Annotated in this window: 22 protein-coding genes; 14 read left to right on the top strand and 8 right to left on the bottom strand. The window is 55.3% G+C overall.

Annotation, left to right across the window (positions count from 1 at the left end):
- Window positions 1-133: 133 nt before the first annotated feature.
- The 4 genes from ACZ25R_RS06250 to ACZ25R_RS06235 all read right to left on the bottom strand — a co-directional run bounded on the left by ACZ25R_RS06250 (window position 134) and on the right by ACZ25R_RS06235 (window position 3,849).
- Entirely contained in the window at window positions 134-898 is a 765-nt protein-coding gene (locus ACZ25R_RS06250; protein WP_464665087.1) for a sulfite exporter TauE/SafE family protein, read from the bottom strand.
- 55 nt (window positions 899-953) lie between these two features.
- The gene (locus ACZ25R_RS06245) at window positions 954-1,538 is read right to left on the bottom strand and encodes a Gfo/Idh/MocA family protein (RefSeq protein ID WP_464665086.1); all 585 of its coding nucleotides are present in this window, start codon (window positions 1,536-1,538) and stop codon (window positions 954-956) included.
- Window positions 1,507-2,628: a Gfo/Idh/MocA family protein gene (locus ACZ25R_RS06240; protein ID WP_464665084.1), complete on the bottom strand. Its 1,122-nt coding sequence runs from the start codon at window positions 2,626-2,628 to the stop codon at window positions 1,507-1,509. Before ACZ25R_RS06240 ends, ACZ25R_RS06245 begins: the two co-directional genes overlap by 32 nt.
- Before the next feature lie 126 nt (window positions 2,629-2,754).
- A complete protein-coding gene (locus tag ACZ25R_RS06235) occupies window positions 2,755-3,849 on the bottom strand; it encodes a phytanoyl-CoA dioxygenase family protein (protein WP_464665082.1) in 1,095 nt (364 codons plus the stop codon).
- Window positions 3,850-4,191: 342 nt separating this feature from the next.
- On the opposite strand from ACZ25R_RS06235, the gene iolE reads away from it, so the two are divergent.
- On the top strand, window positions 4,192-5,088 hold the full coding sequence (iolE, locus tag ACZ25R_RS06230) for a myo-inosose-2 dehydratase (protein ID WP_464665081.1): 897 nt from the start codon (window positions 4,192-4,194) through the stop codon (window positions 5,086-5,088).
- Window positions 5,089-5,390: 302 nt separating this feature from the next.
- Here iolE and ACZ25R_RS06225 read toward each other — a convergent pair whose 3' ends face one another.
- From ACZ25R_RS06225 to ACZ25R_RS06215, 3 genes are all read right to left on the bottom strand, one after another.
- The gene (locus ACZ25R_RS06225; RefSeq protein ID WP_464665079.1) at window positions 5,391-5,708 is read right to left on the bottom strand and encodes a hypothetical protein; all 318 of its coding nucleotides are present in this window, start codon (window positions 5,706-5,708) and stop codon (window positions 5,391-5,393) included.
- A 466-nt stretch (window positions 5,709-6,174) separates the two neighbouring features.
- The gene (locus ACZ25R_RS06220; protein WP_472460442.1) at window positions 6,175-6,570 is read right to left on the bottom strand and encodes a hypothetical protein; all 396 of its coding nucleotides are present in this window, start codon (window positions 6,568-6,570) and stop codon (window positions 6,175-6,177) included.
- Window positions 6,571-6,747: 177 nt separating this feature from the next.
- Window positions 6,748-7,875 carry a DmpA family aminopeptidase gene (locus ACZ25R_RS06215; protein WP_472460441.1) on the bottom strand — a complete coding sequence of 376 codons (1,128 nt, stop codon included), beginning with the start codon at window positions 7,873-7,875 and terminating at the stop codon, window positions 6,748-6,750.
- 115 nt (window positions 7,876-7,990) lie between these two features.
- Between ACZ25R_RS06215 and ACZ25R_RS06210 the strand changes: the two genes are divergently transcribed.
- The 8 genes from ACZ25R_RS06210 (at window position 7,991) to ACZ25R_RS06175 (ending at window position 17,256) form a co-directional block, all read left to right on the top strand.
- Complete coding sequence (locus ACZ25R_RS06210) at window positions 7,991-9,496, top strand: ABC transporter substrate-binding protein (RefSeq protein WP_472460440.1); 1,506 nt, start codon at window positions 7,991-7,993, stop codon at window positions 9,494-9,496.
- A gap of 111 nt (window positions 9,497-9,607) precedes the next feature.
- Window positions 9,608-10,546, top strand: a complete 939-nt coding sequence (locus ACZ25R_RS06205; RefSeq protein ID WP_472460439.1) for an ABC transporter permease — start codon at window positions 9,608-9,610, stop codon at window positions 10,544-10,546.
- Window positions 10,543-11,364, top strand: coding sequence for an ABC transporter permease (locus ACZ25R_RS06200; protein ID WP_472460438.1), 822 nt, complete (start codon window positions 10,543-10,545; stop codon window positions 11,362-11,364). The genes ACZ25R_RS06205 and ACZ25R_RS06200 overlap by 4 nt, the downstream gene beginning before the upstream one ends.
- The gene (locus tag ACZ25R_RS06195; RefSeq protein ID WP_472460437.1) at window positions 11,361-11,639 is read left to right on the top strand and encodes an ATP-binding cassette domain-containing protein; all 279 of its coding nucleotides are present in this window, start codon (window positions 11,361-11,363) and stop codon (window positions 11,637-11,639) included. The genes ACZ25R_RS06200 and ACZ25R_RS06195 overlap by 4 nt, the downstream gene beginning before the upstream one ends.
- The gene (locus ACZ25R_RS06190) at window positions 11,630-12,973 is read left to right on the top strand and encodes an ATP-binding cassette domain-containing protein (protein WP_472460436.1); all 1,344 of its coding nucleotides are present in this window, start codon (window positions 11,630-11,632) and stop codon (window positions 12,971-12,973) included. Before ACZ25R_RS06195 ends, ACZ25R_RS06190 begins: the two co-directional genes overlap by 10 nt.
- Window positions 12,974-13,006: 33 nt before the next feature.
- Window positions 13,007-13,951: a MurR/RpiR family transcriptional regulator gene (locus ACZ25R_RS06185; protein WP_472460435.1), complete on the top strand. Its 945-nt coding sequence runs from the start codon at window positions 13,007-13,009 to the stop codon at window positions 13,949-13,951.
- A gap of 194 nt (window positions 13,952-14,145) precedes the next feature.
- Entirely contained in the window at window positions 14,146-14,940 is a 795-nt protein-coding gene (locus ACZ25R_RS06180; RefSeq protein ID WP_472460434.1) for a DeoR/GlpR family DNA-binding transcription regulator, read from the top strand.
- Window positions 14,941-15,024: 84 nt separating this feature from the next.
- Entirely contained in the window at window positions 15,025-17,256 is a 2,232-nt protein-coding gene (locus ACZ25R_RS06175; protein WP_472460433.1) for a GcvT family protein, read from the top strand.
- Here the strand turns inward: ACZ25R_RS06175 and ACZ25R_RS06170 are convergent.
- Window positions 17,253-18,125 carry a LysR substrate-binding domain-containing protein gene (locus ACZ25R_RS06170; protein ID WP_472460432.1) on the bottom strand — a complete coding sequence of 291 codons (873 nt, stop codon included), beginning with the start codon at window positions 18,123-18,125 and terminating at the stop codon, window positions 17,253-17,255. The genes ACZ25R_RS06175 and ACZ25R_RS06170 overlap by 4 nt on opposite strands.
- A gap of 147 nt (window positions 18,126-18,272) precedes the next feature.
- Between ACZ25R_RS06170 and ACZ25R_RS06165 the strand changes: the two genes are divergently transcribed.
- From ACZ25R_RS06165 to ACZ25R_RS06145, 5 genes are all read left to right on the top strand, one after another.
- Window positions 18,273-19,943 carry a Na/Pi cotransporter family protein gene (locus tag ACZ25R_RS06165; RefSeq protein ID WP_472460533.1) on the top strand — a complete coding sequence of 557 codons (1,671 nt, stop codon included), beginning with the start codon at window positions 18,273-18,275 and terminating at the stop codon, window positions 19,941-19,943.
- 150 nt (window positions 19,944-20,093) lie between these two features.
- Window positions 20,094-21,296, top strand: coding sequence for a 2-aminoethylphosphonate--pyruvate transaminase (locus ACZ25R_RS06160; RefSeq protein WP_472460431.1), 1,203 nt, complete (start codon window positions 20,094-20,096; stop codon window positions 21,294-21,296).
- 27 nt (window positions 21,297-21,323) lie between these two features.
- Window positions 21,324-22,580 carry a phosphonoacetate hydrolase gene (gene phnA, locus ACZ25R_RS06155; protein WP_472460430.1) on the top strand — a complete coding sequence of 419 codons (1,257 nt, stop codon included), beginning with the start codon at window positions 21,324-21,326 and terminating at the stop codon, window positions 22,578-22,580.
- A gap of 19 nt (window positions 22,581-22,599) precedes the next feature.
- Entirely contained in the window at window positions 22,600-24,057 is a 1,458-nt protein-coding gene (gene phnY, locus ACZ25R_RS06150; RefSeq protein WP_472460429.1) for a phosphonoacetaldehyde dehydrogenase, read from the top strand.
- Window positions 24,058-24,332: 275 nt separating this feature from the next.
- Entirely contained in the window at window positions 24,333-25,355 is a 1,023-nt protein-coding gene (locus ACZ25R_RS06145; RefSeq protein WP_472460428.1) for a putative 2-aminoethylphosphonate ABC transporter substrate-binding protein, read from the top strand.
- Window positions 25,356-25,420: the final 65 nt, after the last annotated feature.

Below are 25,420 nucleotides of genomic sequence, written 5' to 3'. Positions count from 1 at the left end.
GCCGTTCTGCCGAGGCGTCACAATGGCTGCCCTTGAGGCATGGGCAAACAGGATTCGTTATTAAACTATTATTGCAATATTTCATATACCGCAAGTTAAATTGCAAACCGCACCGTGACGCAAGCCGCAACCTTCAACCCGCAGGCACAATAGACATGACGTAATCCGCGATCAGCTTCAGCGACAAAAAGAGCAAGGTGATCTGAATCAGCAGATAGAAAATACCCTCGGGCAAAAGACGCGTCAGTTTGGCACCAACGAACGTTCCCGTAATTGCTGCCGGCAGCAACCATAATGCTAGCGTCGTATCAAACTTCGAGAACTGCTGGAGTTCCCAATAGGGTATTATCTTGGCAGCATTCACGATCGCGAAAAGAATGGTTGAAGTTCCTGCGAATTTCATCTTTTCAAGGTGCTGCGGTAGCACGTACATCTGAAACGGGGGCGCGCCGGAATGAGAGACGAAGCTGGTCAAGCCCGTGAGTGTACCCCAGAAGACGCCCCCGGGGATGTCTGCGGGCTTTACAGTCTTCCTGTATTTCGCGCCAAACCACGCGTTGAAACAGAACAGAATACCGACAAGCCCAACAAGCATTCCGATGAACAGACTTGAGAGGTTTGCGCTAAACATCCACCCTAACCCCACACCAGCGAGCGCTGCTGGCGTAAGGATCACGAGATTCCTGGCGGAATAATTTTTCCGATAGAGATATAGCCCGACCATATCGCTGATCACATAGAGTGGTAGCAACAAAGCTGCGGCTGTCACAGGCGATATGACCAAGGCCATAAGCGGCACAGCCAGTGTCCCGACCGATGGCAGGCCACCTTTCGACAAACCGACGAGAAACGATGCAACCACCGCAATCGCCAATATTGTTGGAGTATGCTCAATCATTCAGTTCATCCAGTCTCGCCGGGAAGCCCGCGCCAACTTCAAGATTAAAAAGCGTTCATACCGGGCGCGATGGCAGCCGAAGCTCCGTTCGTTGCCATGTTCGCAATGCGCTGACGATCTGTTCTGCAAGACAAGTCGCTACAAGTCCATCCCACGACGTTGATGCATCTTCTGAAACTTTTCCTAGCCGAAGCGCATCCACCCAGGCCTGACCTTGAACACGATATGCGTCCGCAAATCGAGGGATCCAGTTCGGCGGAAAGCCTGCCATTTCAGCATCGCCGCGTTTGCTATGCGTTAACGCCGGTTGCGCCAAGGAAACGGTGCCATTGGAGCAGACTGCCTCCGCTTGGACGTGATAGCCATAACTGGCATTCACGAAGACTTCTGCGGATACAACTGTGCCATTGTTCATTTCCAATATGAACAAAAGCGGGTCGGCAATACCGCTATTCCCAATACCGGCACAAGGGATGACAGTGGCCGAAATGAACTCAGCTGATAGCAACCACCGACAGATATCGATCTCGTGGACGAAGGCAGACGGATCGGCCGGATGGTTATGGGAAGCGCAGTACTCGACTTTCTCCCGCGATTTTCTTCTTCCATCACACAACCTCCACGGCAAGCCAAGTCCCATTCCGCGATGAGTTCTGGATGGTTTCAACCAGCGTTTGGATGCGTAGTCCGGCGCGGAAATTAAAAGGTTCGGGGCGAATGCCGGCGATGGCTTCCAGGTAGCCGGCGACCTCAATCGCCTTGAGGTCGTTAAACCCCAGCTGATGACCGGGCGCGACGCAAAAGCGACCGTAAGGCACGTGATCCGGCCCCGCCTCAATGCGCCGGAAGCCCTGTCTGCCCTTCGTATCGCCCGTTGAATAGTAATGTAGTTCATTGAAACGTTCTTGAGAAAAGGCCAGCGCCCCTTTAGTGCCGTAGACTTCAAAGTCATGCTGCATCTTTCGGCCTGTCGCGATCCAGTTTCCTTCAACGGAACCGCTGGCCCCGTTTTCGAACCGCAGGAAGGCGCGTCCAACATCATCCGTTTCAACTGATTGCATTTCGCCTTTTCCGTCTGGGCGGCTATCGATCATCGTAACGCAATCACCCATGACACGCGTAATCGGGCCGAGCAGGAATTCTGCTGTAGCCAAGGCGTGGCTGCCAATATCCGCCAGCGCACCACCACCTGCCGGGTTATGCCGGAAAGTAAACGGTCCGCTGGCATCAGCCATATAATCTTCCGCGTGAAGACCGCGATAGCCACGAATTTCCCCAAGTTCCCCACTGGCAATCATCTCACGCGCGAGACCAAGCATCGGATTGCAAAGGTAATTGAAGCCAACCTGCGTTTTTATCGACGCGCGTTCGGCCGCCTCGGCCATCTCCCGGGCGTCGGCGGCGAGTGGTGCCAACGGCTTTTCACAATAGACATGCTTTCCTGCAGCAATGGCTGCCAGAGCCATTTCTTTGTGGAAGGCATTAGGCGCGGTGATATCAATCACGTCGATCGAGGGATCGTGCACCATTCTGCGCCAATCGTCGGTTGCTTCCGCAAATCCAAGTGAGTCACGTGCTGCCTCAGCCTGAGCCATTGTGATATCGGCGATACATGCCAGTTCGATTTCATATGGCAGATCGAACACGCGCTGCGCCGCTGCAAAACCGAAGACATGGGTCTTGCCCATGAAGCCTGATCCAATGAGACCCAGCCGAAGTTTATTCTTCATGCTTTTTTTCCTTGAGATGATTGTAACGATGCCCGGCCAGGTCACCGTGCCACGCGGTGGCCTATCGCCGATATCGCCAAAGTGAGAAGCAACTGGCGGCTCCAAACCATGTTCAGTGGAGTTGCTTTACGCAGCTCGTTTTCCGGCCTGACTGAGCAACGCCTCTGTCAGTTTCTGTTTGGTCCACCCTTCCTGAACGGCTTGGGTAAGCAGGTCCTGTTGGGCTGGAGGAGCAAGTCCACCTAGAGGGGGATCGCTGTCCAGGTTTGTTGGAAATGGATAACCGTCCGCTGTTGCGGCAATGACGGCCTCGCGCGCGCGAGTTCCCAAGCTGGCGAGATAAGGAAATACGGCCAGGCACATTGCAGCCCTATCCAGTGTTTCCATGTGTTTTGCGAAGGGTGAAACCACCTGCAGAAGGTTCACAAGCCTGATCACATTCGATGTCTGGTTTGCACCCGCTGCGTGAAACAATGCAGGACTGAAAAAGATGACATCGCCTTTTTCAAGCGGAAGTTGAACGCAGTTAGCCTCAAAATAATCTCGAAACTCTTGTTGCGACGTAGCGAGATAGCCGGACAAATAGCGCTGGGAATGCGGCAGCAGTTTCGTCGTCCCGCTTTCCACTGGCATATCGCAGTGCGCAACCCCGCCCTGAAGAACGAGGCCTTGACCGAAAGCATGGACGTGGGCTGGAAACTGGCTCATCTGCTGCGTGGTCATGAAGCCAAGATGGAAGTCTCGGTGAACCGCCTGCGCTTTGCCGCCGGGGCGAACCTGATTGACCTGTGTTGCTATCTGGTAGCCTGGTCCCAACCAGGACCGGCACGCCAAATGGATGATCGGATTTGCCATGTAATGCGCATATACTTCGGGTGCACGCAGGCACAGCTTTTGCAGACTGTTCCAGATGCGATCGTTCGCGCCAGTTGCCGCAAAATGATCGCCTATCGCTGCACCCTGCGCACGTTCCTCGGCAATGATCATCTGGAAAACACTCGTCGCCATATCGAGAACCTTAGTATCAGCAAAGGCTCCCCGAATGACGATCACCCCGGGACCTTGTCCAATGGCACGCACCCATTCCGGGCCATGGACATCGTCCACGTCCTTCCCCTCGTAAATTGGAATTTTGGAGATAATCTCACGCGCCAGCGGATAGTCGGCTGCCAAAGTATCAGTTTCCACCTCTGACCGAAAATCGGAAAGATTTGTCTTCATTATCGGCTCCTCCTCAGCCCACACTTTTTAAGTTCCCTTACAAGAGCGCCTTCACGGTCGCTTTCATGGGCTTCATTCACCTGTTCAAGGATCGCAAAAAACCGTAGCTACGTTGTCGTTGTAACGACTGATTGGACCTCGACCCGAAAGAGTTCCACTACTCCCTATCCTTAATGCAATATTTTTTGCAAGTTTCTTGATTTGTCAATATTTATTTTGTAACAATCCAGCATGCGGGAGAATGGCGATGCACGATTGCGGCAATCTGATAGCTGGCTCGTAAGGGCTTAACCCTCTAAAGATTTACACCAATCAAGTATGGAAATTGTGTCGGAGTAAGAAATGAAGGCCAAACTTGGGATAGCCCCCATTGCATGGTGGAACGACGACTTAGCCGAGTTGAGCGGGGATATTTCCCTGGAGGGCTGTTTGGCGGAAGCGCGTCAAGCGGGCTTTACCGGAATGGAAACCGGCAGGCGGTTCCCGATGGATGCGTCGATCCTTGGACCAATTCTCCAGCAACATGGAATAAGTGTCTGCGGTGGTTGGTTTTCCGGGCAACTGCTTGATGGAGATATCGCAGCTGAAAAAGAACGCATCGCCGAGCAGATGGCATTGTTCAAGGCAATGAATGCACCCTGCATCGTTTATGGCGAAACAGCGGGCACCATTCAGGGTGATCGCAATGCCCCGCTTTCGACGAAGCGGAAACTGTCTGAAGACCAGATCAAGGTTTACGGCCGCAAAATGACGGAATTTGGTGAATGGTGTGCGGATCAGGGAATGCCGATCTCATACCATCATCATATGGCTGCGCCGATTGAAACGGAAGAAGAACTGGACCTGCTCATGAAGCACTCGGGCGAAGGCCTGCCGCTTCTGTTCGATGCAGGGCATATGGCATTTGCCGGTGGTGAAGTACTTCGGGTGATCGACAAACATCATAACCGCATTTCTCATGTCCATACGAAAGATGTGCGGATGGATGTAATCAACGCGCTGGACCGCACAAAAGAGAGTTTCCTCGACGCGGTCGTAAAAGGTGCATTCACAGTACCCGGAGATGGCACACTCGACTTTGTTGCGATTGTCAAAAAGTTGGCGGCCTATGGCTATGAAGGTTGGTTTGTAGTCGAAGCCGAACAGGACCCGATCCAAAACCCGCCGTTGAAGATGGCTCAAATAGGACACCAAGAACTCATGCGGGTGATGAATTTAGCGGGATACGAAGTTGAATAGGAAATGCAAACAAAGAACAGTTCCTTTGTAAATGCCGATAATCGGCAGATTGGGGTGGTTTTGATCGGAGATAAAAAATTCCATTCATAATGACGGAACCTCAAGACGATCTTCTTGAGATCGCGCTTAGCCTCACTGCCCGAACGTGACGGATTGGTCCGACATATGGGGCGGTGTTCGATGGTCTGGTGCCTGAGTAGTTTGGCATACCGCTCTCCATGCGTAAAGGCGGCTCTGACGAACCGCCTTTACGCATGTATTAGGCTAGGACCGTTTTTGAGACGGAAGATTGCCAATGGATATCAATATCCTTGGTTATAATGACGATGACCATGTCGATAATCACGATTACCGCGATGACCATTCCAATTGCCGTGACGATCGCGACGGTTGTCATAGTGTGGACGGCGACGATCACTGCGATCCCATCCATGACGATTATGCGAGCGACGATCGTTATAATGTAGTCGGCGCTTTTCCTGGTATTGGACCTGCTCGATGTTGCTTACCGCTGGCGTCGCTTGTTGTAAAACGGGACCAGCAAACGATGAGACCACCGAAGTAAGACCAACCAGTGCGACGATGAAACCGCCGGTAATTAGCGAAACAAGTTTTTTCATGATATCTCCTATCAATACGATAATGAGCTACCTGCATCTTTGTTCCTTGTTGCCGCGGGAAAAGAATCGTTAGCTCCTCGCCTGCACTTCAAAGTATACTGCAATCCTAGCCGGATTGAGCGGCATCACTCGGTGCGCTGATTGAACGTCTCGCGGACTGAAAGAGCTTAAGCATCAATCTATTTTTCCTTGAACGGCTAGCGTCGCCTTGCCATTTGAAGCGGTATTTACAGTCATGAGCCCGAACCCGGCCACCGATATCACGTCGCACCGCTACAAGGCCAATGAACATTAAACGGGCACAGATATACGGATAAGAGAAGCGATTTTAAATATTGTAGAATTTCCATTGCTACTAATCCAAGCACGTGAAATCCTTCACCGTTTCGACGTCAAGCTCATCCTAAAAATATATGGGCTATATACGTTTTTTCAAGCTTGGAGAGGCTGCAATATCTGTGCCCATTTAATGTTCAGAGCCAGGATCCTTCGTCGAGCCTGACCAGAGAGAAACTGCGCCATGCATTGGCCGCCGGGCGCTCCTGAGCAACGGCTCCCTCTTGGCAGCAGGCTTGACTTGGCGGATTCTTGGGTTCTGTTCCATCGTGTGGCGGACCAAGGCGCCAAATATGTCCGTGGCCTCCTTGCCGGACAGGGTTGCGAAAACTTCGAAGGATCTGACGAACGCAAAATTCTGGGCAATGCGACGGTCAAGGCAGGTTGCCATCTCGTCTGCTTTTGCAGAGAACGCGTCTGACTTGTCCTGAAAGATCACAATCGCCGACGCCGATGCATAGATCAGTAAGGCAACAAGCCAGATGGATACAGCAAGTATCAGCGGTGGTTTCAGATATTTTTGCAATTCATTACAAAGCCCCAACCCGGATGCAGATGTAGATTTGAAATACGTGCAATGGTCTGTGGGATACTCATCCGCCCTAATATTCGCCCTTAGAACGCAGCCGATCATTGGGAAGGTCCGTTCCGAACAATACAGACAACAACAATCGAGCCTGCAGCACCGTTGAATGCATATCGATCAACTATCTGCCATTGTATTTCTGGCTGCTGCCACAACCTGCAACAAGCGGTTGGGATCAATGGCTTTGCAGATGCTGCCTTTGCGCGGTTTGAGGCAAGTCATGTCCTCTGCCGCCAGCATTGCATTAATGACGGCTTCATCAATCGCATCGACCGCCGCAAGATATACCGGATTGAGCCAGTCGTCGGGAATGCATTCCATCCGGCGCGAAGCGGTGGCGAGTTCACGTCTGGTAAAGGCATTGGCAGTGGTGAAGGCAAGGAAAATGTCCCCCGAGCTGTTGCCGCCGGGACTACCGCTGCGAGAAATGCCAATCCCGCCACGCTGGGCGATACGTTCGAGTTGATTTGGCAAGAGCGGGATATCGGTTGCAATGACGGCGATGATCGAACCTTGCTCGGCATCGTACATCCGGTTCTCGCGAAGATGTCGGCCGACTGGGACCCCGAGCACGGTCAACCAGTCGCGTAATCCATAATTCGCCTGTACCAAGACACCGACAGTGTAGTCTTGTCCCGCAAGACGTACGATCCGGGAGGCCGTACCGGTGCCGCCTTTGAACTCATAGGCGATCATGCCGGTGCCGCCACCGACATTGCCCTCCGCAAGTGGCCCGGATGTTGCTGCCGCGAGCGCCTGCATCACGTGTTCCTCCCGCACATGCTGGCCATTGATGTCGTTCAGCACACCATCATAGGTTTCAGCCACGACAGGCATGGCCCAGACATGATCGGTGAGGAATTCCTCAGCGTACTCACGGATCATCCATTTCGTGGCGGCAGCGTGTACGGCTCCGACGCTGTGGGTGTTGGTAAGACAGATTGGCCCCGAAAAATGGCCGGCATGGCGTATCCAGTGACTGCCCGTCATCTCGCCGTTGCCATTGAGCGCGTGGATGCCTGCCCATACGGGTTGCATCTCTTTTGTGTTCCTGCGCGGCAGGATGGTTGTAACGCCCGTACGCACCGGACCTTCGCCGACACGCAGCGGCCCATCGCCCTCGATGATCGTCCGATAGCCGACCGTCACGTTCGGCACATCGGTAATTGCATTCCAGACACCCGTGCGGCCCTGGAAGTCCAGTCCCAGCTCACGGCCGCGCCGTTTTCTCTCCTGCCTCTCCATTGTTCCCCCCAAATTTTTGATATGTAAATAACACATGTTGACATTTAGGTTATATTTATATCACTGTAAAGTGGAAACTGGCCAGAAGAGCCATAACCAGAGAAGGGAAAGTTGCATGAAACGGAAGTATATCGCCCCAGCGTGCGCGCTTGCTGCCCTGCTGTTGTCGAATGCGGTCTCGGCCGAGGAATTGATCCGTATCGGTTCGCCGTATGTGACGACGACGCTCGATCCGATCCGCTCGGCGTCAGCCGGAAACATCGAAGCCTTCGGCCAACTCTATGCGCGGCTCTTGCGCCGCGACCCGTCCGGTCAACGCCAGCCGGGACTTGCAGAAAAGTGGACGATTTCGGAAGACGGCATGGAGCTCACCTTTACGCTTCGTGCGGCGAAATTTTCCAACGGGGTTCCGATCACGGGAGACGATGTCGTCTTCAGTCTGACGCGCGCGATGAGCGATAAAAAATCCGTCTACAGTGCCACGCTGGCTGCCGTCGAACGTGTCACCGCCGAGGGCAGGAATATCGTGAAGGTCAAGTTGAAGTATCGCTTCGCACCGGCGCTTGATAATCTCGAAGTCTTTAACACCGGTATCGTCTCAAAGGCGGATGTCGAGACGCGTGGCGACAAGGCCTTCACTGACAAGCCCGTTGCATCTGGCCCCTATGCAGTACGGGAATGGCGTCCGAACGACCGACTGATCCTGGAGCCGAATACGAATTATTGGCGCGAGGGGTACCCAAAGAACGGCGGCGCTGAATTCATTGAGGTTGCCAACCCGAACACCCGCGTTTCCATGCTGATGTCGGGGGAGTTGGACGCGGTGCGCGATGTCCCGTGGGCACAACTCGAGAACGTCGGTAAGCGCGACACGCTGCGGGGCGCACTGGAGCCGTCGACCATCATATATATGACACTCCTGAACGAAAGACGGCCCCCGTTCGACAACGTCAAGGTTCGGCAGGCAGCCGCGCATGCTCTGAATGTCTCTGCCATCACCAAGGCCATGACCGAAGGTCACGGCACACCCGCCAACACGACGCTGCCTAATGCTCTCGACTACCACGCCAAGGACCTGCCCGGCCTTGCATACGATCCTAAGCTGGCGCGGATGTTGCTCACTGAGGGCGGATACGATGGCAAGGAACTGACGATCCTCATCTCTTCCGCCGGCGATGCCGAGAAGCTGGCAACCCTGCTTCAAGCGCAATGGACGGCGGTAGGGTTGAAAACGAAGATAGAAAAGGTTGATCGCGGCGTGTGGTGGGAACGCGTTCCGGCGGGTGACTACGATCTCGCGCCAAGTTGGTGGTACAACGAAACACCGGATCCCGATCTTGCCGTGCGTTGGGCGATCTGCGGCACTTGCGGCACGCACAGTTTCCATACCTACTATGACAATCCCAAGGTTAATGAGTTGACTGAACAGGCGGTGCGCGAACTCGAGCCGACCAAGCGTGACGTGCTCTATCGCGAGATCCAGAAGATATCGACCGAAGAGGTCGCTCAGATTCCTCTCTACTATCCGCCATATGCCAACGCTTATGCCAAGACCCTTGAAGGCCTCTCCCTCAGCCCTTCATTGCAATGGTCTCTCGAAGAGGCTGTTCTGGCCAGATAGACCCGGACGACTGCCGCGCGGCGCGGTTGATTGGCTTTTCCTGCCGGAACGGGGTGCCGTTCCGGCTCGCCGGCAAAACCTGTGTTCAACGCAAAGACCAGTGGATCCAGTATGGCATTTCTAGCGATTCTTGCGAGACGGCTGCTTTCGACCTTCCCGGTGATAGTCGGTATCACTCTGGCCAGCTTTCTGCTTGTGCATCTGTCACCGGGCGATCCGGCCCGTCTCCTGCTCGGAGACCGGGCTAGCGAAGAGGCTGTGATACAATTGCGCAATCAACTCGGGCTCAACAATGGCCTTGTCGAGCAGTATACCACTTACCTCGGGAACTTGTTGCGAGGCGACCTCGGCTACTCGCTCCGTTTTCAGAAGCCCGTATTGGAGCTCATCTGGCAATTCCTCCCGCCGACGCTTTTCCTCGTCACCTACGTTTTGGTCATCAGCATTCCGCTCACCCTCGTGCTGGCTGTGGTTGCTGCACGAAATCACAATCGGTGGCCCGATCAGGCAATCCGATTAGGTGTTATCGTTGGTATGACCTTTCCGGTTTTCTGGTTGGCGCTGATGATGTCGCGATATTTCGGGGTGGAGTTGGGCTGGTTTCCCGTAAGCGGTTATGGTGAGGGCCTGTTTAGTCATCTCCGCCACCTGTTTCTGCCCGCCGTCAGCACCGCGCTATGGCTGGTGCCGCTGCTGCTGCGAAATCTGCGGGCGACACTGATCCAAGAAATGGAGGCGGACTATGTCGTTGCCGGTCGTTCGAAGGGCTTGACGGAAGGAACGAACTTCACCCGTCATATTCTGGTCAACTCGCTGGTCCCCACGCTCAATCTGCTCGGCGTCATGCTTGCCTATCTGATTGGCGGCGCCGTCGTGGTCGAGATCGTCTATGCGGTTCCCGGTATCGGGACACTGATGGTCAATTCGGTGCTCGGGCGCGATTTCCACGTCATCCAAGGACTCACCATGGTCTACGCGTTGCTGACGGTGCTGATCACTCTGACCGTCGATGTGCTCTCCTCACTGATAGACCCGAGGATCAAGCTATGAGTATTGTTGACTTCCTCGCTCGCAAGGGCGCGCTCGAATTTTCCCTCGGCGTTGCCATCCTGTTGTTCCTCCTCCTGTTTGCGCTTGCCGCGGCCGGGGTTTCGCCGTTCGATCCGAACGCGATTGACTTCGAGTCCCTGCTTGCCCCGCCGTCCGTCCATCATCCCTTCGGCGCCGATCATCTCGGCCGTGACGTTTTAAGTCGCACCATCCATGCAATTCGCATCGACCTCTGGATGGGCTTGGCGGGGGTAGTCACGCCGCTGGTGCTCGGCACGTTCGCGGGCCTTGTCGCCGGCTATTTTGGCAACTGGACAGATGCCGTTCTCTCACGACTCATCGACGTGACCATCGCGTTTCCCTTCTTCGTGCTTGTCATTGCGATCGTCGGCCTCATGGGACCTGGGCTCACTAACTACTTCGTCGCGCTGGCGCTGGTCAGCTGGGTTTCCTATGCACGACTGGTGCGCGCACAAACCGCGATCCTGCGCGACAAGGATTATGTGCTGGCGGCCAAGGTACTCGGCTATTCCACACCGGTCATTCTCGTACGCCACCTCATGCCCTCCATACTGCCGATGATCCTCGTCTACGCGACCACTGACATTGTCATGATCGTGCTCGCCGGCGCGAGCCTCGGCTTCCTCGGCCTCGGTGTACAGCCCCCGACACCCGAGTGGGGCGCAATGATCGCCGAGGGCCAGCCATATGTGGTCGACGCCTGGTGGATCTGCCTGTTCCCAGGTCTCGCCGCCATCCTCTTGGGCTTCGGGTTTGTTCTTGTCAGTGACGGGCTTGGAAGGATGATGCAGCAATGAGCGATGCGCCCACTTCTCTCCTCTCCGTCCAGGACCTTACCGTCTCATTCGGTGCCCTGTCCGTCGTTCATAACGTGAGTTTCGATCTGAGGCCCGGCGAAGTGCTCGCGATCGTCGGCGAAAGCGGTTCCGGGAAATCCATCATCTGCCGGGCCCTGCTTGGATTGCTTCCCGCTCATGCCAAGGTTTCCGGCCGCATCCTCTTTGATGGACTGATCTTTTGTCCTGTAAGCCGTCTGAGATGCGAGCGCTGCGTGGCCGTCATATGTCGATGATCTTTCAGAATCCCGCTTCGCATCTCGACCCGCTCAAGACCGTCGGCCACCATATTGGTGAGCCGATCCGCCTGCACAGCACGGCCGCCAGCGTGGAAACCCAGGCATTGGAAATCCTCCGCGCAGTCCAGATCAATCACCCGGAAAAGCGTATGCTCGCCTATCCGCATGAATTATCCGGCGGCATGAAACAGCGTGTGATGATTGGAGGTGCGATTGCCTGCACGCCACGGCTTCTCCTTGCGGACGAGCCGACAACTGCACTCGACGTCACCGTGCAGGCCAGCATTCTTGAGGTGCTGCGCGACCTCAACCGCCGCCTCGGTCTCGGCATGATCCTTGTCTCGCACGACCTCGCCGTCGTGGCCAAGATGTGCAATCGGATTGTGGTAATGCGTCAAGGCAAGGTCGTGGAGAAAGGCGCTGCACGCGAAATCCTGCATGACCCGCAGCACAGCTATACCAAGTTGCTCATCGCGTCACAGCCGAGTCGATTGGAACTACCTGCCGCTCGGGCGCCGGCTGCCGCTGCCGTGCCTCTGATTTCAGTTCAAAACCTTGATGTCACATACTATCCAGGCAGTCTGCTTCATCGCCGAGACAGCGCCGTCCAGGCGCTTGCCGAGGTATCCTTCGATGTAAAAGAGGGTGAATGTTTCGGCATTGTCGGCGAAAGCGGCTCGGGCAAGAGCACCATAGCGAAGGCTGTGACGCGATTGGTCGTGCCCTCGGGCGGACATATACTCTTTCGCGGCGACGACATCAATCGACTGAAGGGTGTGGGGCTTTCCGCCTATCGCCGCCGCGTGCAGATGGTCTTTCAGAACCCGTTCGATTCGCTCAATCCGGCGATGACAGTGGTTGAAGCCATCGCTGAGCCGCTCCGTCGCCACGGTATTTCAGGGGCCGCCGAAGCTCGCCGCCGGGCACTTGGCATGATGCGGCAAGTGGAACTGCCTGAGGAGTTCGCCCATCGCCGCCCACGGCAGCTCTCTGGCGGACAGTGCCAGCGTGTAGGGATCGCGCGCGCGCTGATATTAGATCCGGAAGTGCTGGTCGCCGATGAGATCACGTCGGCCTTGGACGTTACGATTCAAGCCCAGATCATCCGTCTTCTCGCCCGGCTGCGGCGCGAGCGCAACCTGACGGTGATTTATATCTCCCACGACCTTGACGTCGTGCGGAAGCTCTGCGATCGCATCGCAGTCTTCCGCACTGCGCGACTGGTGGAGACGGGCGAGACATTGACAGTGCTCGATCAGCCTCAAAGCGAATATACGGCGTTGCTCCGCGATTCCGTACCGCGTATGGATGTCGAGACCGGGGACGCCTGATGAAGCCGGTAGGATGCAGATCGGGAGGAAAGCATGGGCGCTGACAGCTCCAAGCGCGCCACCAAGCGCGGCCTTGACACGGATCTCAATACAATCCTTGAGCGGGGACTTGCGGGTGAGGATATGGGATGGTCGCGCTCGGCGCGAATGATCGCTTCGCATCTGCGCGATAACTGGGACAGTCTGCCCTACGAGACTGGTGCCTCTCTTGCCGCAGCACTGGGGCTCAGCGAGATGACGGTAATCCGCTTCATTCGCCAGCTCGGCTACGCCAACCTCAAGGATTTCAAAGAGGCGCTGAAGCCTGCTCCTGACACAGAGGCAGTCGGCATGGACAACGTCTTCAAGCGCCTGAGGCTCGATTCGCTGGGCGAACAGACTCTGGAAAAGAGCCTTGAGCGCGAGCTGGAGGCCATCACCGAAGCTTACAAGCTGGCGACGCTGCCACGCTGGCGGTATTGCGTTGAGGCATTGGCCAACGCGCAGTTCGTGACCGTGGTGGGGTTCCAGGCGTCGCGGGGGATGGCCATCGATTTTGCGAGCAGGCTGCAATATGTTCGGCCAAGCGTGCGTTTTGCCGATAATCATACCGGTGTTTTCGCCGAGATATTCGACATGGTTGGCGAGAGCCATTGCCTCTTGTTGCTTGACACCTACGCCTACGCGCGGACGGGCGTTCTACTTGCGCAGAAGGCGCAGGAAACGGGCATGCCACTGATCATCGTTACGGACAAGTTCACCAATTGGGCCTACGACTATACCGATCTCGTGCTCCAGGGAGAAACCTTTGTCGAGACCTTCTGGGACTCATCTGCCAGTCTCACGGTGATTCTCAATCTGCTGATCGATTCTGTGGCAAAGCAGCGCAGCAAGACAGTTCAGGGGCGTGTCGAAGCGATGCGCGAACTCGGCCGACATTTCGACGAGTTCGACATGATCCGCGCAGTTCACGATCGGCCTGGGCGGTTGGCTGAGTAAGGGCCTGTCGCATCCTGTTCGGCATCAAGCCTTAGCTCAGCCGTTGCAACAGAACCGTCGGCACCTGCAAGTATTGTGTTGCAAAATGTGATATTTATTGCACTGTCGGCGTATGACCGTTGCGATTCATCCCGATGTCCAACCATTTATAGTGGCACCTTTAAACGAGGGCAGCATGCGGGCAATTTATAATCATGTCTGAATCACACAATCACGCAAACAAAGCGCTTGCTCCGCGCCGGCACGACGAAATCCTGAGGCGAATTGCTTCCGATGGATCTGTGAGCATTGCCGATTTGTCGGCATTTTTTGAGGTGTCACGCGAAACAATAAGAAGAGATCTCAAACTCCTGGGCGACAAGGGGCAACTTGAACTTATTCACGGCGGAGCCGTACGCTTTGATGCAGTTGAGCCGGGTTTGGGCGAACGGACCCGTGAAAACGCGCAAGGCAAGCGTGTTATCGGAGGAATTGCGGCGGCGTTGGTCGAGGATGGTATGGTCGTCTTCCTTGACTCCGGAACCACGACTCTTGCGGTCGCCCATGCACTGGCTGGTTCGCGTTTGAATTTGACCGTGTGCACGTCCAGTCTAGCGATTGCTCTGTTCTTGTGCCATCAGCCAAACATCAAGGCGCACATTCTCGGCGGTGAAATCGATCCGCGGGAGGAGGCAGCAGCCGGTTTGGATGTATTGCAGGCTGTCGAGCGTTTTCGGATCGATATCGCGTTTCTTGGAGGAGGGGCCGTATCGCCCGATGGAGACATTACCGATTTTACAACGGCCGGCTCCTTATTGCGCTCGCAAATGATTTCTAAGGCGTACAAGGCATATTTCGTTCTTGATAGCTCGAAGTTTGGGCGTCTGACGCCGATGAAGATTTCAAACACTGTGAAGGCGGCTGGGATCATTACGGATCGGCGACCCAAGGATGTTTTATTGAACGTTCTGGTTGAAAGGGGCGTGGAACTCCTGTTTCCATTACGCTGAATGTTGCATTATGTGATATTTATTGTTGATATGTTGCATTTTGCTGCGTAGGATGATTCATCTCTTTTTGATGGGTGGATCGTCATGACGAAAGCATTTCCAACACAGGCACGTCTAGTCATCATCGGTGGGGGCATTATCGGTTGTTCTGTCGCCTATCACCTGACCAAACTTGGCTGGACCGATGTGGTTCTCCTGGAGCAGGGCCAGCTCAGTGGAGGCACCACGTGGCACGCGGCGGGCCTTGTTGGGCAGCTTCGCAGCCATGCCAACATGACAGGCCTGATCAAATATTCGACCAAACTCTACAGCGAACTGGAGGCTGAAACCGGTCTTGCAACCGGCTGGAAGAACTGCGGTTCGCTTGCGGTTGCCCGCACGCAGGACCGCATGACTGTCCTGAAGCGCACCGCCGCCTCGGCGCGTGCTCAGGGTGTTGACGTGGATGTCGTTTCTCCAAGGGAATGGGCCCGGCAGGTCGGTCTGATGTGCGGTGTGTCTGTTCCGCTGCATTCCGCTGAGCACATGTATATCGTGACCGGAAAGATCGAGGGCGTTCATCCCGATCTTCCAGTGCTGCGCGATCCCGATGGTTTCATCTATTTCAAGGAAGAAGTCGGCGGCCTTGTCATGGGCGGGTTTGAGCCGGAGGCCAAGCCGTGGGGAATGAGCGGTATTCCGGAGAACTTTGAATTCGCATTGCTGCCCGACGACTGGGATCAGTTCGAAATACTGATGCAGAATGCGCTGATCCGGGTGCCGCAGCTGGAACATGCGGAAGTGCGCAAGTTCTACAACGGCCCCGAGAGCTTTACGCCTGATAACAACTTCATTCTTGGCGAAGCGCCGGAATTGAAGAATTTCTTTGTTGGCGCAGGTTTCAATTCGATGGGCATTGCCAGTGCCGGCGGCGCGGGCAGGGCACTGGCCGAATGGATCGTCAATGGCGCCCCAACCATGGATTTGTGGCCGGTCGATATTCGCCGTTTTGCCTCGTTCAACAACAATCCGCGATGGCTGCATGACCGGGTCAAGGAGACGCTTGGCCTGCACTACGCCATGCCCTGGCCAAATCGTGAGCTCGATACGGCTCGTCCCTTCCGCCGCTCGCCGCTTTATGACCGTCTTGCTGCCAAAGGTGCGTGCTTTGGTTCTAAAATGGGCTGGGAACGGGCAAACTGGTTCGCCGCGGCGGATGAAGAACCGCAAACACAATATGCCTTTGGTCGTCAGAACTGGCATGAGGCGGTGAAGCGCGAAATGAAGGCGACCCGCGAAACAGTGGCGCTCTTTGACCAGACGTCTTTCGCAAAACTGTTGGTACAGGGGCGGGACGCCTGCGTTGTACTCAACCGCATGTGCGCCGCCGACGTCGATGTTGAAATCGGCCGCTCGGTCTATACCGGCATGCTGAACGAACGCGGCGGCTATGAAACTGATCTGACGGTGATGCGGCTTGCGGCCGATACATTCCTCATCGTGACAGGCTCGGCTCAGGCGGTGCATGACACTGATTGGATCCGCAGGAATACGCCGGAAGGTTCGCATGCCTGTCTCACGGATGTTACCTCCTCTTACTCCGTTCTTGCGCTGATGGGCCCAAATTCCCGCGCTGTTCTCAGTAAAGTCACGTCAGCGGATTTGTCGAACGAGGGCTTTCCCTTCGCGACGATCCGCGAAATCGACATCGGCTATGCCACAGCCTACGCCAACCGTATGACCTATGTCGGCGAACTCGGCTGGGAACTCATCGTGCCGACGGAATTTGCCGTTGGTGTTTACGAGACATTGCACGAAGCGGGGCGCGAACTGGGGCTCATCGACGCTGGTTACTATGCCCTTGAAGCACTGCGCCTCGAGAAGGGCTTCCGAGCCTGGAGCCGGGAACTAACGCCTGACATCAATCCTTTCGAAGCCGGTCTTGGCTTTGCTGTCGCCTTGGACAAACCCGGCGGTTTCATCGGGAAGGACGCGCTGGTCAAGGCAAGGGAAGGTGGCGTGCTACGCCGGCGCATTGTGCAGTTTACGGTAGATCATAGCGTCCCGATGCTTTGGGGCGGCGAACTGATCTTGTGCGATGGCAAACCGGTTGGCGAGGTTCGCTCGGGCGCCTATGGCCATACGCTTGGCTGTTCAGTGGCGCTTGGATTGCTCGAACATCCGGATGGTGTCAGCAAGGAGTTTATCGAAAGCGGCAGCTTCTCGATCGATCTGGCGGGCGAACTTTACCCGGCGACTGCGCATATGCGCAGTCCCTATGATCCAAAGTCTGATCGGGTGAAGGCCGATATCGTAACGGTACAGGCAGCTGCTTAGGCTGCCGGTGCCAGTGACTTGGCGATGTCGAGAAAGACACGCACCAGTTTGCCTGCGCTGCGCTCGCGCAGGCAGATGAGTGCTTCGTCCATCAGCACGTCCGGCCCGGCGATGGGGATCTGCACAAGACGATTATCCTTGCCAAACTCGGCGGATGACACAAAGCCAACGCCAGCGCCGGATGCCACGATTTCACGGACGGCCTCGCGGCCTTCGGCCTCTATGGCTGGCTTGAGGTCAAAGCCCATGCTGGCAGCGCGCTCCTGCAATTTTTGCCGGGTTTTCGAGCCGCGCTCGCGCATGACCAACGGGAAATGCGTCAGCTCTTCCAGGGTCAGTGATTTTGCTGCGGCGAGCGGGTGTTCGGTGGAGACAAAGGCGACGATGGGGGTTGAATTGAGCTTGAGTATTTCAAAATCACGCCCTGTAGGGACCTCGCCCAGGACGCCAATATCGGCCTCATAGCTATAGAGGCTGCTGATCACGGTCTCGGTATTGCCTGCACGTACGGAAACCTGAATGCCTGGATATCTCTCGCGAAATGTGCCGAGAATATGCAGGAGATGGTGCGCCGCATCGGCGACGATACGCAACGTCCCTGCGCGCAGGGCGCGAGATTCTGAAAGAAGTTCCAGTGCCTGCTGCTCCGTATCGAACATGCGGTGGGTTATTTCTAGAAGCCGCTGTCCGGCTTCCGTCAGGGTCACCTGCTTCTTGTTCCGATTGAACAGCAGGATGTCATATTCTTCTTCGAGCTTGCGCACCTGATCGGAAATCGCCGGCTGGGTCAGGAACAGCATCTCGGCCGCACGGGAAAACCCGCCGTAGATTGCCACATGGTGAAAGGCACGAAGCTGAACGTAGCGCATAAATATCTCCCAGCAGTTCAGCGCGAACCTATCATAAGTTTTGTTAATATAAATATCGAAACTAACGATTTGATTTATGTGCATGCTCAATTGAGTCTGTATTGGGATCAGTCGCCTCTTTGCACGGTTCCGGAGGGAGCCGTTGTCATGCAGTTTTCACTAGTCCTTCTCCATCTTTCCGGTGCAACGATGCTGTTGCTGTGGGCTGTCCGGATGGTTCGAACCGGTGTCGAGCGCGCTTTTGAATCCAGTTTGCGTGAAGCACTGCGTGGCACAAGGAACAGTAAGATCAAGGCTGCCGCAGCGGGCGCAGCGCTTGCGGTGGTGCTGCAAAGTTCAACGGCGGTCGCCGTTCTTGCGTCCGGCTTTGCCGCCAGCGGTGTTCTGGTGGTTTCGACGGGGCTTGCGATACTACTCGGAGCCGATCTTGGTTCGGCGATGGTCGTACAGATACTGTCCTTTGATCTCAGCTGGATGATTCCAGTCTTGTTGCTGGCTGGTGGAACCCTCTTTCTCAAGTTTGAGTCGCTGCTGATTGTTCAAATAGGGCGCATCCTGCTTGGAATAGCATTCATTCTCTTGTCGCTGCACATGATTGCCGAGGCAACCGCGCCCTTGCGGCACAGCGAATTTTTGCCGGTAGCGATAGGCTATCTCAAGGAGGATTATCTGACAGCATTTTTCGTGGCAGCGCTTTTCACCTGGCTGATCCATTCCAGCGTTGCGGCAATCCTCTTGTTTGTTACATTTGCGATGCAGGGTCTTTTGCCTACAGAGGTAGGATTCGTCTTTATACTGGGCGCCAACCTTGGTGGAGGTTTGATCGGGTTTTGGCTGACACGCGGTCAGGGTTTGCAAGCCCGGCGATTGCCCCTTGGCAATCTCATATTTCGCGGCATCGCCGCTGTGATTGTGCTGATAATACTGCATCTGACGGCTGTCCCCCTTGATCTGTTCGGCGCGAACCAGGCGCGCCAGCTCGTTAATTTTCACCTGGCATTCAATCTTGGTTTGCTTGTTTTCTGTCTTCCATTGACCGGGCTTGTCGAACGGCTTGTTTTGCTGATGCTTCCCGATATTGCGCCCCAGAAAAGCGATGTGAATGACCTGACCTCGCAGCGCATAAGCGCGCTTGACAGGACAGTCATTCGGACTGCGGGTTTGGCCTTGGCAAGTGCAACGCGTGAGGTTTTGCATATGGGCGAGGTAGTCGAGATTATGCTGCAGCCGGTGATGAAACTCCTTGACGCCGGTACAAAGGCACAGATCGAACAGGCACAAAAGTTGGACATCAAGGTGAATCGCGCTCACACCGACATCAAGCTCTATATCGCCGAAATCAACCGTGGAATCATGACCGCGCTAGAAGCGCAGCGGGGTATCGAGTTGATAGACTTCTGTATCAATCTCGAACGGGCCGGAGATATTATTGCCAAAAATCTTCTGGTTCTTGCGCTGGAAAAAAATGAGAAGGATTTGCATTTTTCAAAGGCCGGCTGGTCGGAATTGACTGCAATACACGAGCGCGTCCTCATCAATATGCAACTCGCGATGAATGTACTGGTTTCGGGGGATGTGGTTTCAGCGCGGCAACTCGTCATAGAAAAAGAGCGGATGCGCAAGCTCGAACGCCAAAGCCACGAACGGCATTTGCATCGTTTGCAATCCGGTGCGCAGGAGAGCATCGAAACCAGCGATATTCATCTGGAAGCGGTACGGGCGTTCAAAGAGATCAACTCTCTATTTGCCTCGGCGGCGTATCCGATCCTGACCCAGAATGGTCATCTGCTGGAAAGCCGGCTGGCTCAACCCGCCTGACCGGTTTTCATGCCGTACCGGGTTGTCTCAATTCATGCGTGATTTATCGATTAGATTTATACATAGATACAAAATAACGATTTTACATATATATCGTATCCATGGGAGATGATGGACAAGAGCACTTCATGTCAGTCAGGAGGAATGACAATGTTGACCGGAAACCAGACTACAGCGGTAACCCCATTCGATACGCCAGAGCTTGGCGAACCATATCTTCTGACACCCGGCCCGCTCACTACCTCCTATGCTGTCAAGCAGGCGATGCTGCGTGACTGGGGTTCGTGGGATGGCGATTTTCGCGCCATGACTGCAGAAATGCGCCGCCGTCTCCTCGCGCTGACCGGCGACAAAAATGATGAGTTTGACTGTGTTCCTATGCAGGGAAGCGGCACATTCGCCGTTGAGGCTATGCTGGGCAGTTTTCTGCCACGGGATAGTAAAACGCTTGTTTTGGTCAATGGAGCGTATGGTCAATGTATTGCACAAACGCTGGACTATCTTGGCCGGGCCCATACCGTGATCGACAAGGGCGACTACATGCCCCCACGCGGAATTGAGGTCGCGGCTGCGCTCGACGCCGATCCCGCCATTACCCATGTGATCATCGTCCACTGCGAGACCAGCTCCGGCATTCTTAATCCGGTGCACGAGATTTCGGAGACCGTCTATGCCAAGGGGCGCAAGCTGCTGATCGACTCGATGAGTGCATTCGGTGCGATTTCGCTCGACGTGAACGAAATCCGCTATGAGGCCATGGTCTCTTCCGCCAACAAATGCATCGAAGGTGTACCTGGCTTCGGCTTCATCATTGCCCGCAAGAGCGAACTGGAAGCCGCCAAGGGGCGCAGCCATTCACTGAGCCTCGATGTGCATGCACAGTGGGCGCATCTGATCAAGACCGGACAATGGCGCTATACGCCGCCGACGCACGTGGTTGCAGCCTTTCTGGTAGCGCTGCGCCAGCACGAAGTGGAAGGCGGTGTTGCCGGACGCGGTGCGCGTTACGCAAACAACCGCGACGTGATGGTCGCAGGGATGCGCGAGCTTGGCTTTGAAACCCTGCTCAAGGACCGCTGGCTCTCGCCGATCATCGTCACCTTCTTCAATCCCGCCCATCCGGACTTTTCGTTCGATCGCTTCTACGAACTGATGAAGGACAAGGGCTTTATCATTTATCCCGGCAAATTGACCGTCGTGGACAGCTTCCGTGTTGGCTGCATCGGCCGCATGGACGAACACGTCATGCGCCGCGTCGTCGAGGCTGCGAGAGAATCCCTGCGCGAGATGGGTGTTGATACGGCGGCGCCTCCTGCCGCTGCTATCGCTGAACGGGCCAAACTTGCCGCCTGAACCGCTTCACAAACAAGGATTATTCCGATGAACCAGATGTCCCCCGTCAATGTCAGCGTCAACGGCCGCAATTATGCTTGGCCGCGCGTGACGGCCATCGCAATCTGCCTCGACGGTTGCGAGCCCGCTTATCTCGATGAGGCGATCAAAGCGGGGCTGATGCCGGCTCTGGTCAAAATCAAGGAGAAGGGCACTGTTCGCATGGCCCATAGCGTCATCCCGAGCTTTACCAACCCCAACAACATGTCGATTGCCACCGGACGTCCGCCATCTGTGCACGGCATTTGCGGCAATTACCTCTATGAGCGCGAGACGGGCAAGGAAGTGATGATGAACGATCCGCGCTTCCTGCGCGCGCCGACCATCTTCAAAGCCTATTACGATGCCGGTGCACGCGTGGCTGTCGTCACGGCGAAGGATAAGCTGCGTGCCTTGCTTGGCCATGGTCTGGCGTTCGATGAGGATCGCGCAATCTGCTTCTCGTCAGAAAAGTCTGACAAATCAACCAAGGCAGAGCACGGTATCGACAATGCGTCGGTATGGCTGGGCAGACCTGTCCCAGAGGTCTATTCGGCGGAATTGTCGGAGTTTGTGTTTGCGGCCGGTGTGAAGCTGCTGAAGACCTTCAAACCTGACGTGATGTATCTGACCACCACGGACTATGTGCAGCACAAATATGCACCGGGTGTTCCCGAGGCCAATGCATTCTATGAGATGTTCGACAAATACCTGGCTGAACTTGACGCCTTGGGTGCGGCGATTGTCGTTACGGCTGACCATGGCATGAAGCCGAAGCATAAGGCGGACGGATCGCCGGACGTTATTTATGTTCAGGATCTGCTCGACGATTGGCTGGGTAAGGATGCGGCTCGCGTCATTCTGCCGATCACCGACCCCTATGTCGTGCATCACGGCGCACTGGGTTCGTTCGCCACCGCGTATTTGCCGGACGGAGCCGATCAAGCCGATATCATGGCGCGTTTGGCGGAGATTGAAGGCATTGATGTGGTGCTCGACAATGCTGCAGCATGCGAGCGTTTCGAACTGCCCAATGACCGGATTGGTGACATTGTCTTCCTTTCCACGGAAAACAAGACGCTCGGCACGAGCGAACACCGTCATGACCTTGCGGCATTGAACGAGCCATTGCGTTCGCATGGCGGTCTGACCGAGCAGGTAGTGCCCTTCATCGTCAACCGCAAATTGCCTGATCTGCCGAATGCGCCGGAGCTGCGCAATTTCGACGCCTTCCATTATGCCGCCATGGCCGCGGCCTTGGCATAAGTCGCGGGGAAACAGGATCATGGTCAAGGTGGAAGCAGAGTTTAACGTACGGCACGAGCCGATGCGCATAGCAGGGCGGAAGGTCGATGCAGACGGTGTGATCGAGGTTCACTACCCCTATACCGGTGCAGTGGTGGGTACGGTTCCAGCTGGCCGGACGGAGCATGCGCGGCAAGCTTTCCAGATCGCAGCGAATTACAAGCCGAAGCTGACGCGCTATGAACGTCAGCAGATATTGTTTCGCACGGCCGAAGCGCTTGCCAGCCGCAGGGAAGAGATCGCCAATCTGATCACACTGGAGCTGGGTATCTCCAAAGCCGATTCACTCTACGAGGTGGGCCGGGCTTATGATGTATTTACTCTGTCGGCGCAGATGTGCATTCAGGACGATGGTCAGATTTTTTCCTGTGATCTGACCCCACACGGCAAGGCGCGGAAAATCTTCACCATGCGTGAGCCGTTGAAGGCGATCTCCGCGATCACGCCCTTTAATCACCCGCTCAACATGGTGTCGCACAAGATTGCTCCGGCTATCGCCACCAACAATTGCGTTGTCTGCAAGCCAACGGAACTAACGCCGATGACGGCCCTCGTGCTGGCCGATATTCTCTACGAAGCCGGTTTGCCACCGGAAATGCTGTCCGTTGTCACCGGGTGGCCGGCGGATATCGGCCTGGAGATGATCACCAATCCGAACATTGAGCTCATCACCTTCACCGGCGGCGTTCCTGTCGGCAAGATGATTGCCAGTACAGCGGGCTATAAGCGCGCCGTACTGGAACTTGGCGGCAACGATCCGCTCATCATCCTCAATGATCTGAGCGACGATGATCTTGCCAAAGCCGCTGATCTTGCAGTTGCCGGCGCGACCAAGAATTCCGGCCAACGGTGCACTGCGGTCAAGCGCATCCTGTGTCAGGAGAAGGTCGCTGACCGGTTCGTGCCGCTGGTGCTGGAACGGGCGAAGAAACTGCGCTTCGGTGATCCGATGGATCGTTCGACGGATCTTGGAACCGTGGTTCATGAAAGAGCCGCAGCTCTCTTCGAAGATCGCGTGCATATGGCGGCAGAGCAGGGTGCCGATGTCCTCTACAATCCCGGACGGCAAGGTGCCTTGCTTCCGCCGATTGTTGTCGATCACGTGCCTCATGCTTCCGAGCTTGTCATGGAGGAAACCTTCGGTCCAATCATCCCGATTATCCGTGCTCCGGATGATGACGACGCTTTGATAGCGCTGTCCAATTCCACCGCCTTTGGCCTATCGTCGGGCGTATGCACCAATGATTTCCGCCGCATGCAGAAATACATTACGGGTCTTCAGGTCGGCACGGTCAATATCTGGGAAGTCCCGGGCTATCGGATTGAAATGTCTCCCTTCGGCGGCATCAAGGATTCCGGGAATGGCTATAAGGAAGGCGTTTCCGAGGCCATGAAGAGTTACACGAATATCAAGACCTATTCACTGCCCTGGGCCTGAATGAACCATTGTTTTTGACGCGAAAAGAGGGCGCAATGCGCTCTCTTTTCATTTGTAAATGCTGGATTTTCTCCGCTTCCATTGTCAGTCATATCATCGATTTTTTCAATAATAATATCAGATAAATAGATTTTACTTATCAAAGGGTGTTCCGCACTATCAACGTATGGACTGGGCGCGTTCTGGCAAGATGAGACATTTCTCGGTTGACGGCGGCGAACCTTTCCCAAGCAAAAAAGCGCATAAGCCGATCTTTAAAAAATGGGAACCAAGTCATGAACACGCACAAATCTGTGGCGCTTGCCGCCTTTGCCCTTACGCTTCTGTCATCGGCAGCCTATGCCGAGACTCAATTGACCGTTTACACCGCCTTCGAGGCGGTTGATCTGCAGCGTTATGCAGACACGTTCAATGCCGATCATCCGGATATCAAGATCAACTGGGTGCGCGATTCCACGGGTGTCATGACGGCCAAACTCCTTGCCGAAAAGAACAATCCGCAAGCTGACGTGGTCTGGGGTGTCGCGGCATCTTCGCTGTTGATGCTGAAGAGCGAAGGCATGCTGGAGCCCTATGCCCCTGCTGGTGTCGAAAAGCTCGATCCAAAATTCGTCGATAATTCCACACCGCCGAGCTGGGTGGGGATGGATGCCTACGTGGCGGCGATTTGCTACAACACCGTTGAAGGTAAGAAGCTCGGCCTGACCCCGCCAAAAAGCTGGAAAGATCTGACCAAGCCCGAATACAAAGATCATGTCGTGATGCCAAATCCGGCCTCGTCCGGTACAGGTTTCCTTGATGTTTCGGCTTGGTTGCAGATGTTCGGCGAAAAGGATGCCTGGTCCTTTATGGACGGGCTGCACAAGAATATTTCGAGCTACACCCATTCCGGTTCGAAGCCATGCAAGATGGCTGGCGCTGGAGAGACTGTCATTGGTGTCTCCTTTGAATTTCCCGGTGCCAAGGCAAAGTCTGCCGGAGCCCCCATCGATATTATCTTCCCGGAAGAGGGCTCAGGCTGGGAAGCAGAAGCTGGTGCTATTATTGCCGGTACACCCAAGCTTGAGGCAGCCAAGGTGCTGATGGACTGGTCGATCAGCAAGAAGGCCAATGAAATGTACAATGTCGGCTATGCCGTATTGGCAATGCCGGGTGTTGCCAAGCCTGTCGAGAACCTGCCGACGGATGTCGCCTCGAAGATGATCAAGAATGACTTTGAGTGGGCTGCGACCAACCGCAACGCGATCCTCAAGGAGTGGAACACACGCTACGATTCCAAATCGGAACCGAAAAGCTGAGGGCATTCAGCATTTGAACCGGGTGCCGCCCAGGCGGCACCCCTTATCAATCCTTGCGAGGTGCC

The organism is Phyllobacterium sp. RCAM01083, from assembly GCF_055685835.1.
Note: the sequence above shows the minus strand (reverse complement) of the source record. Positions and strands in the feature narration are given on the sequence as shown.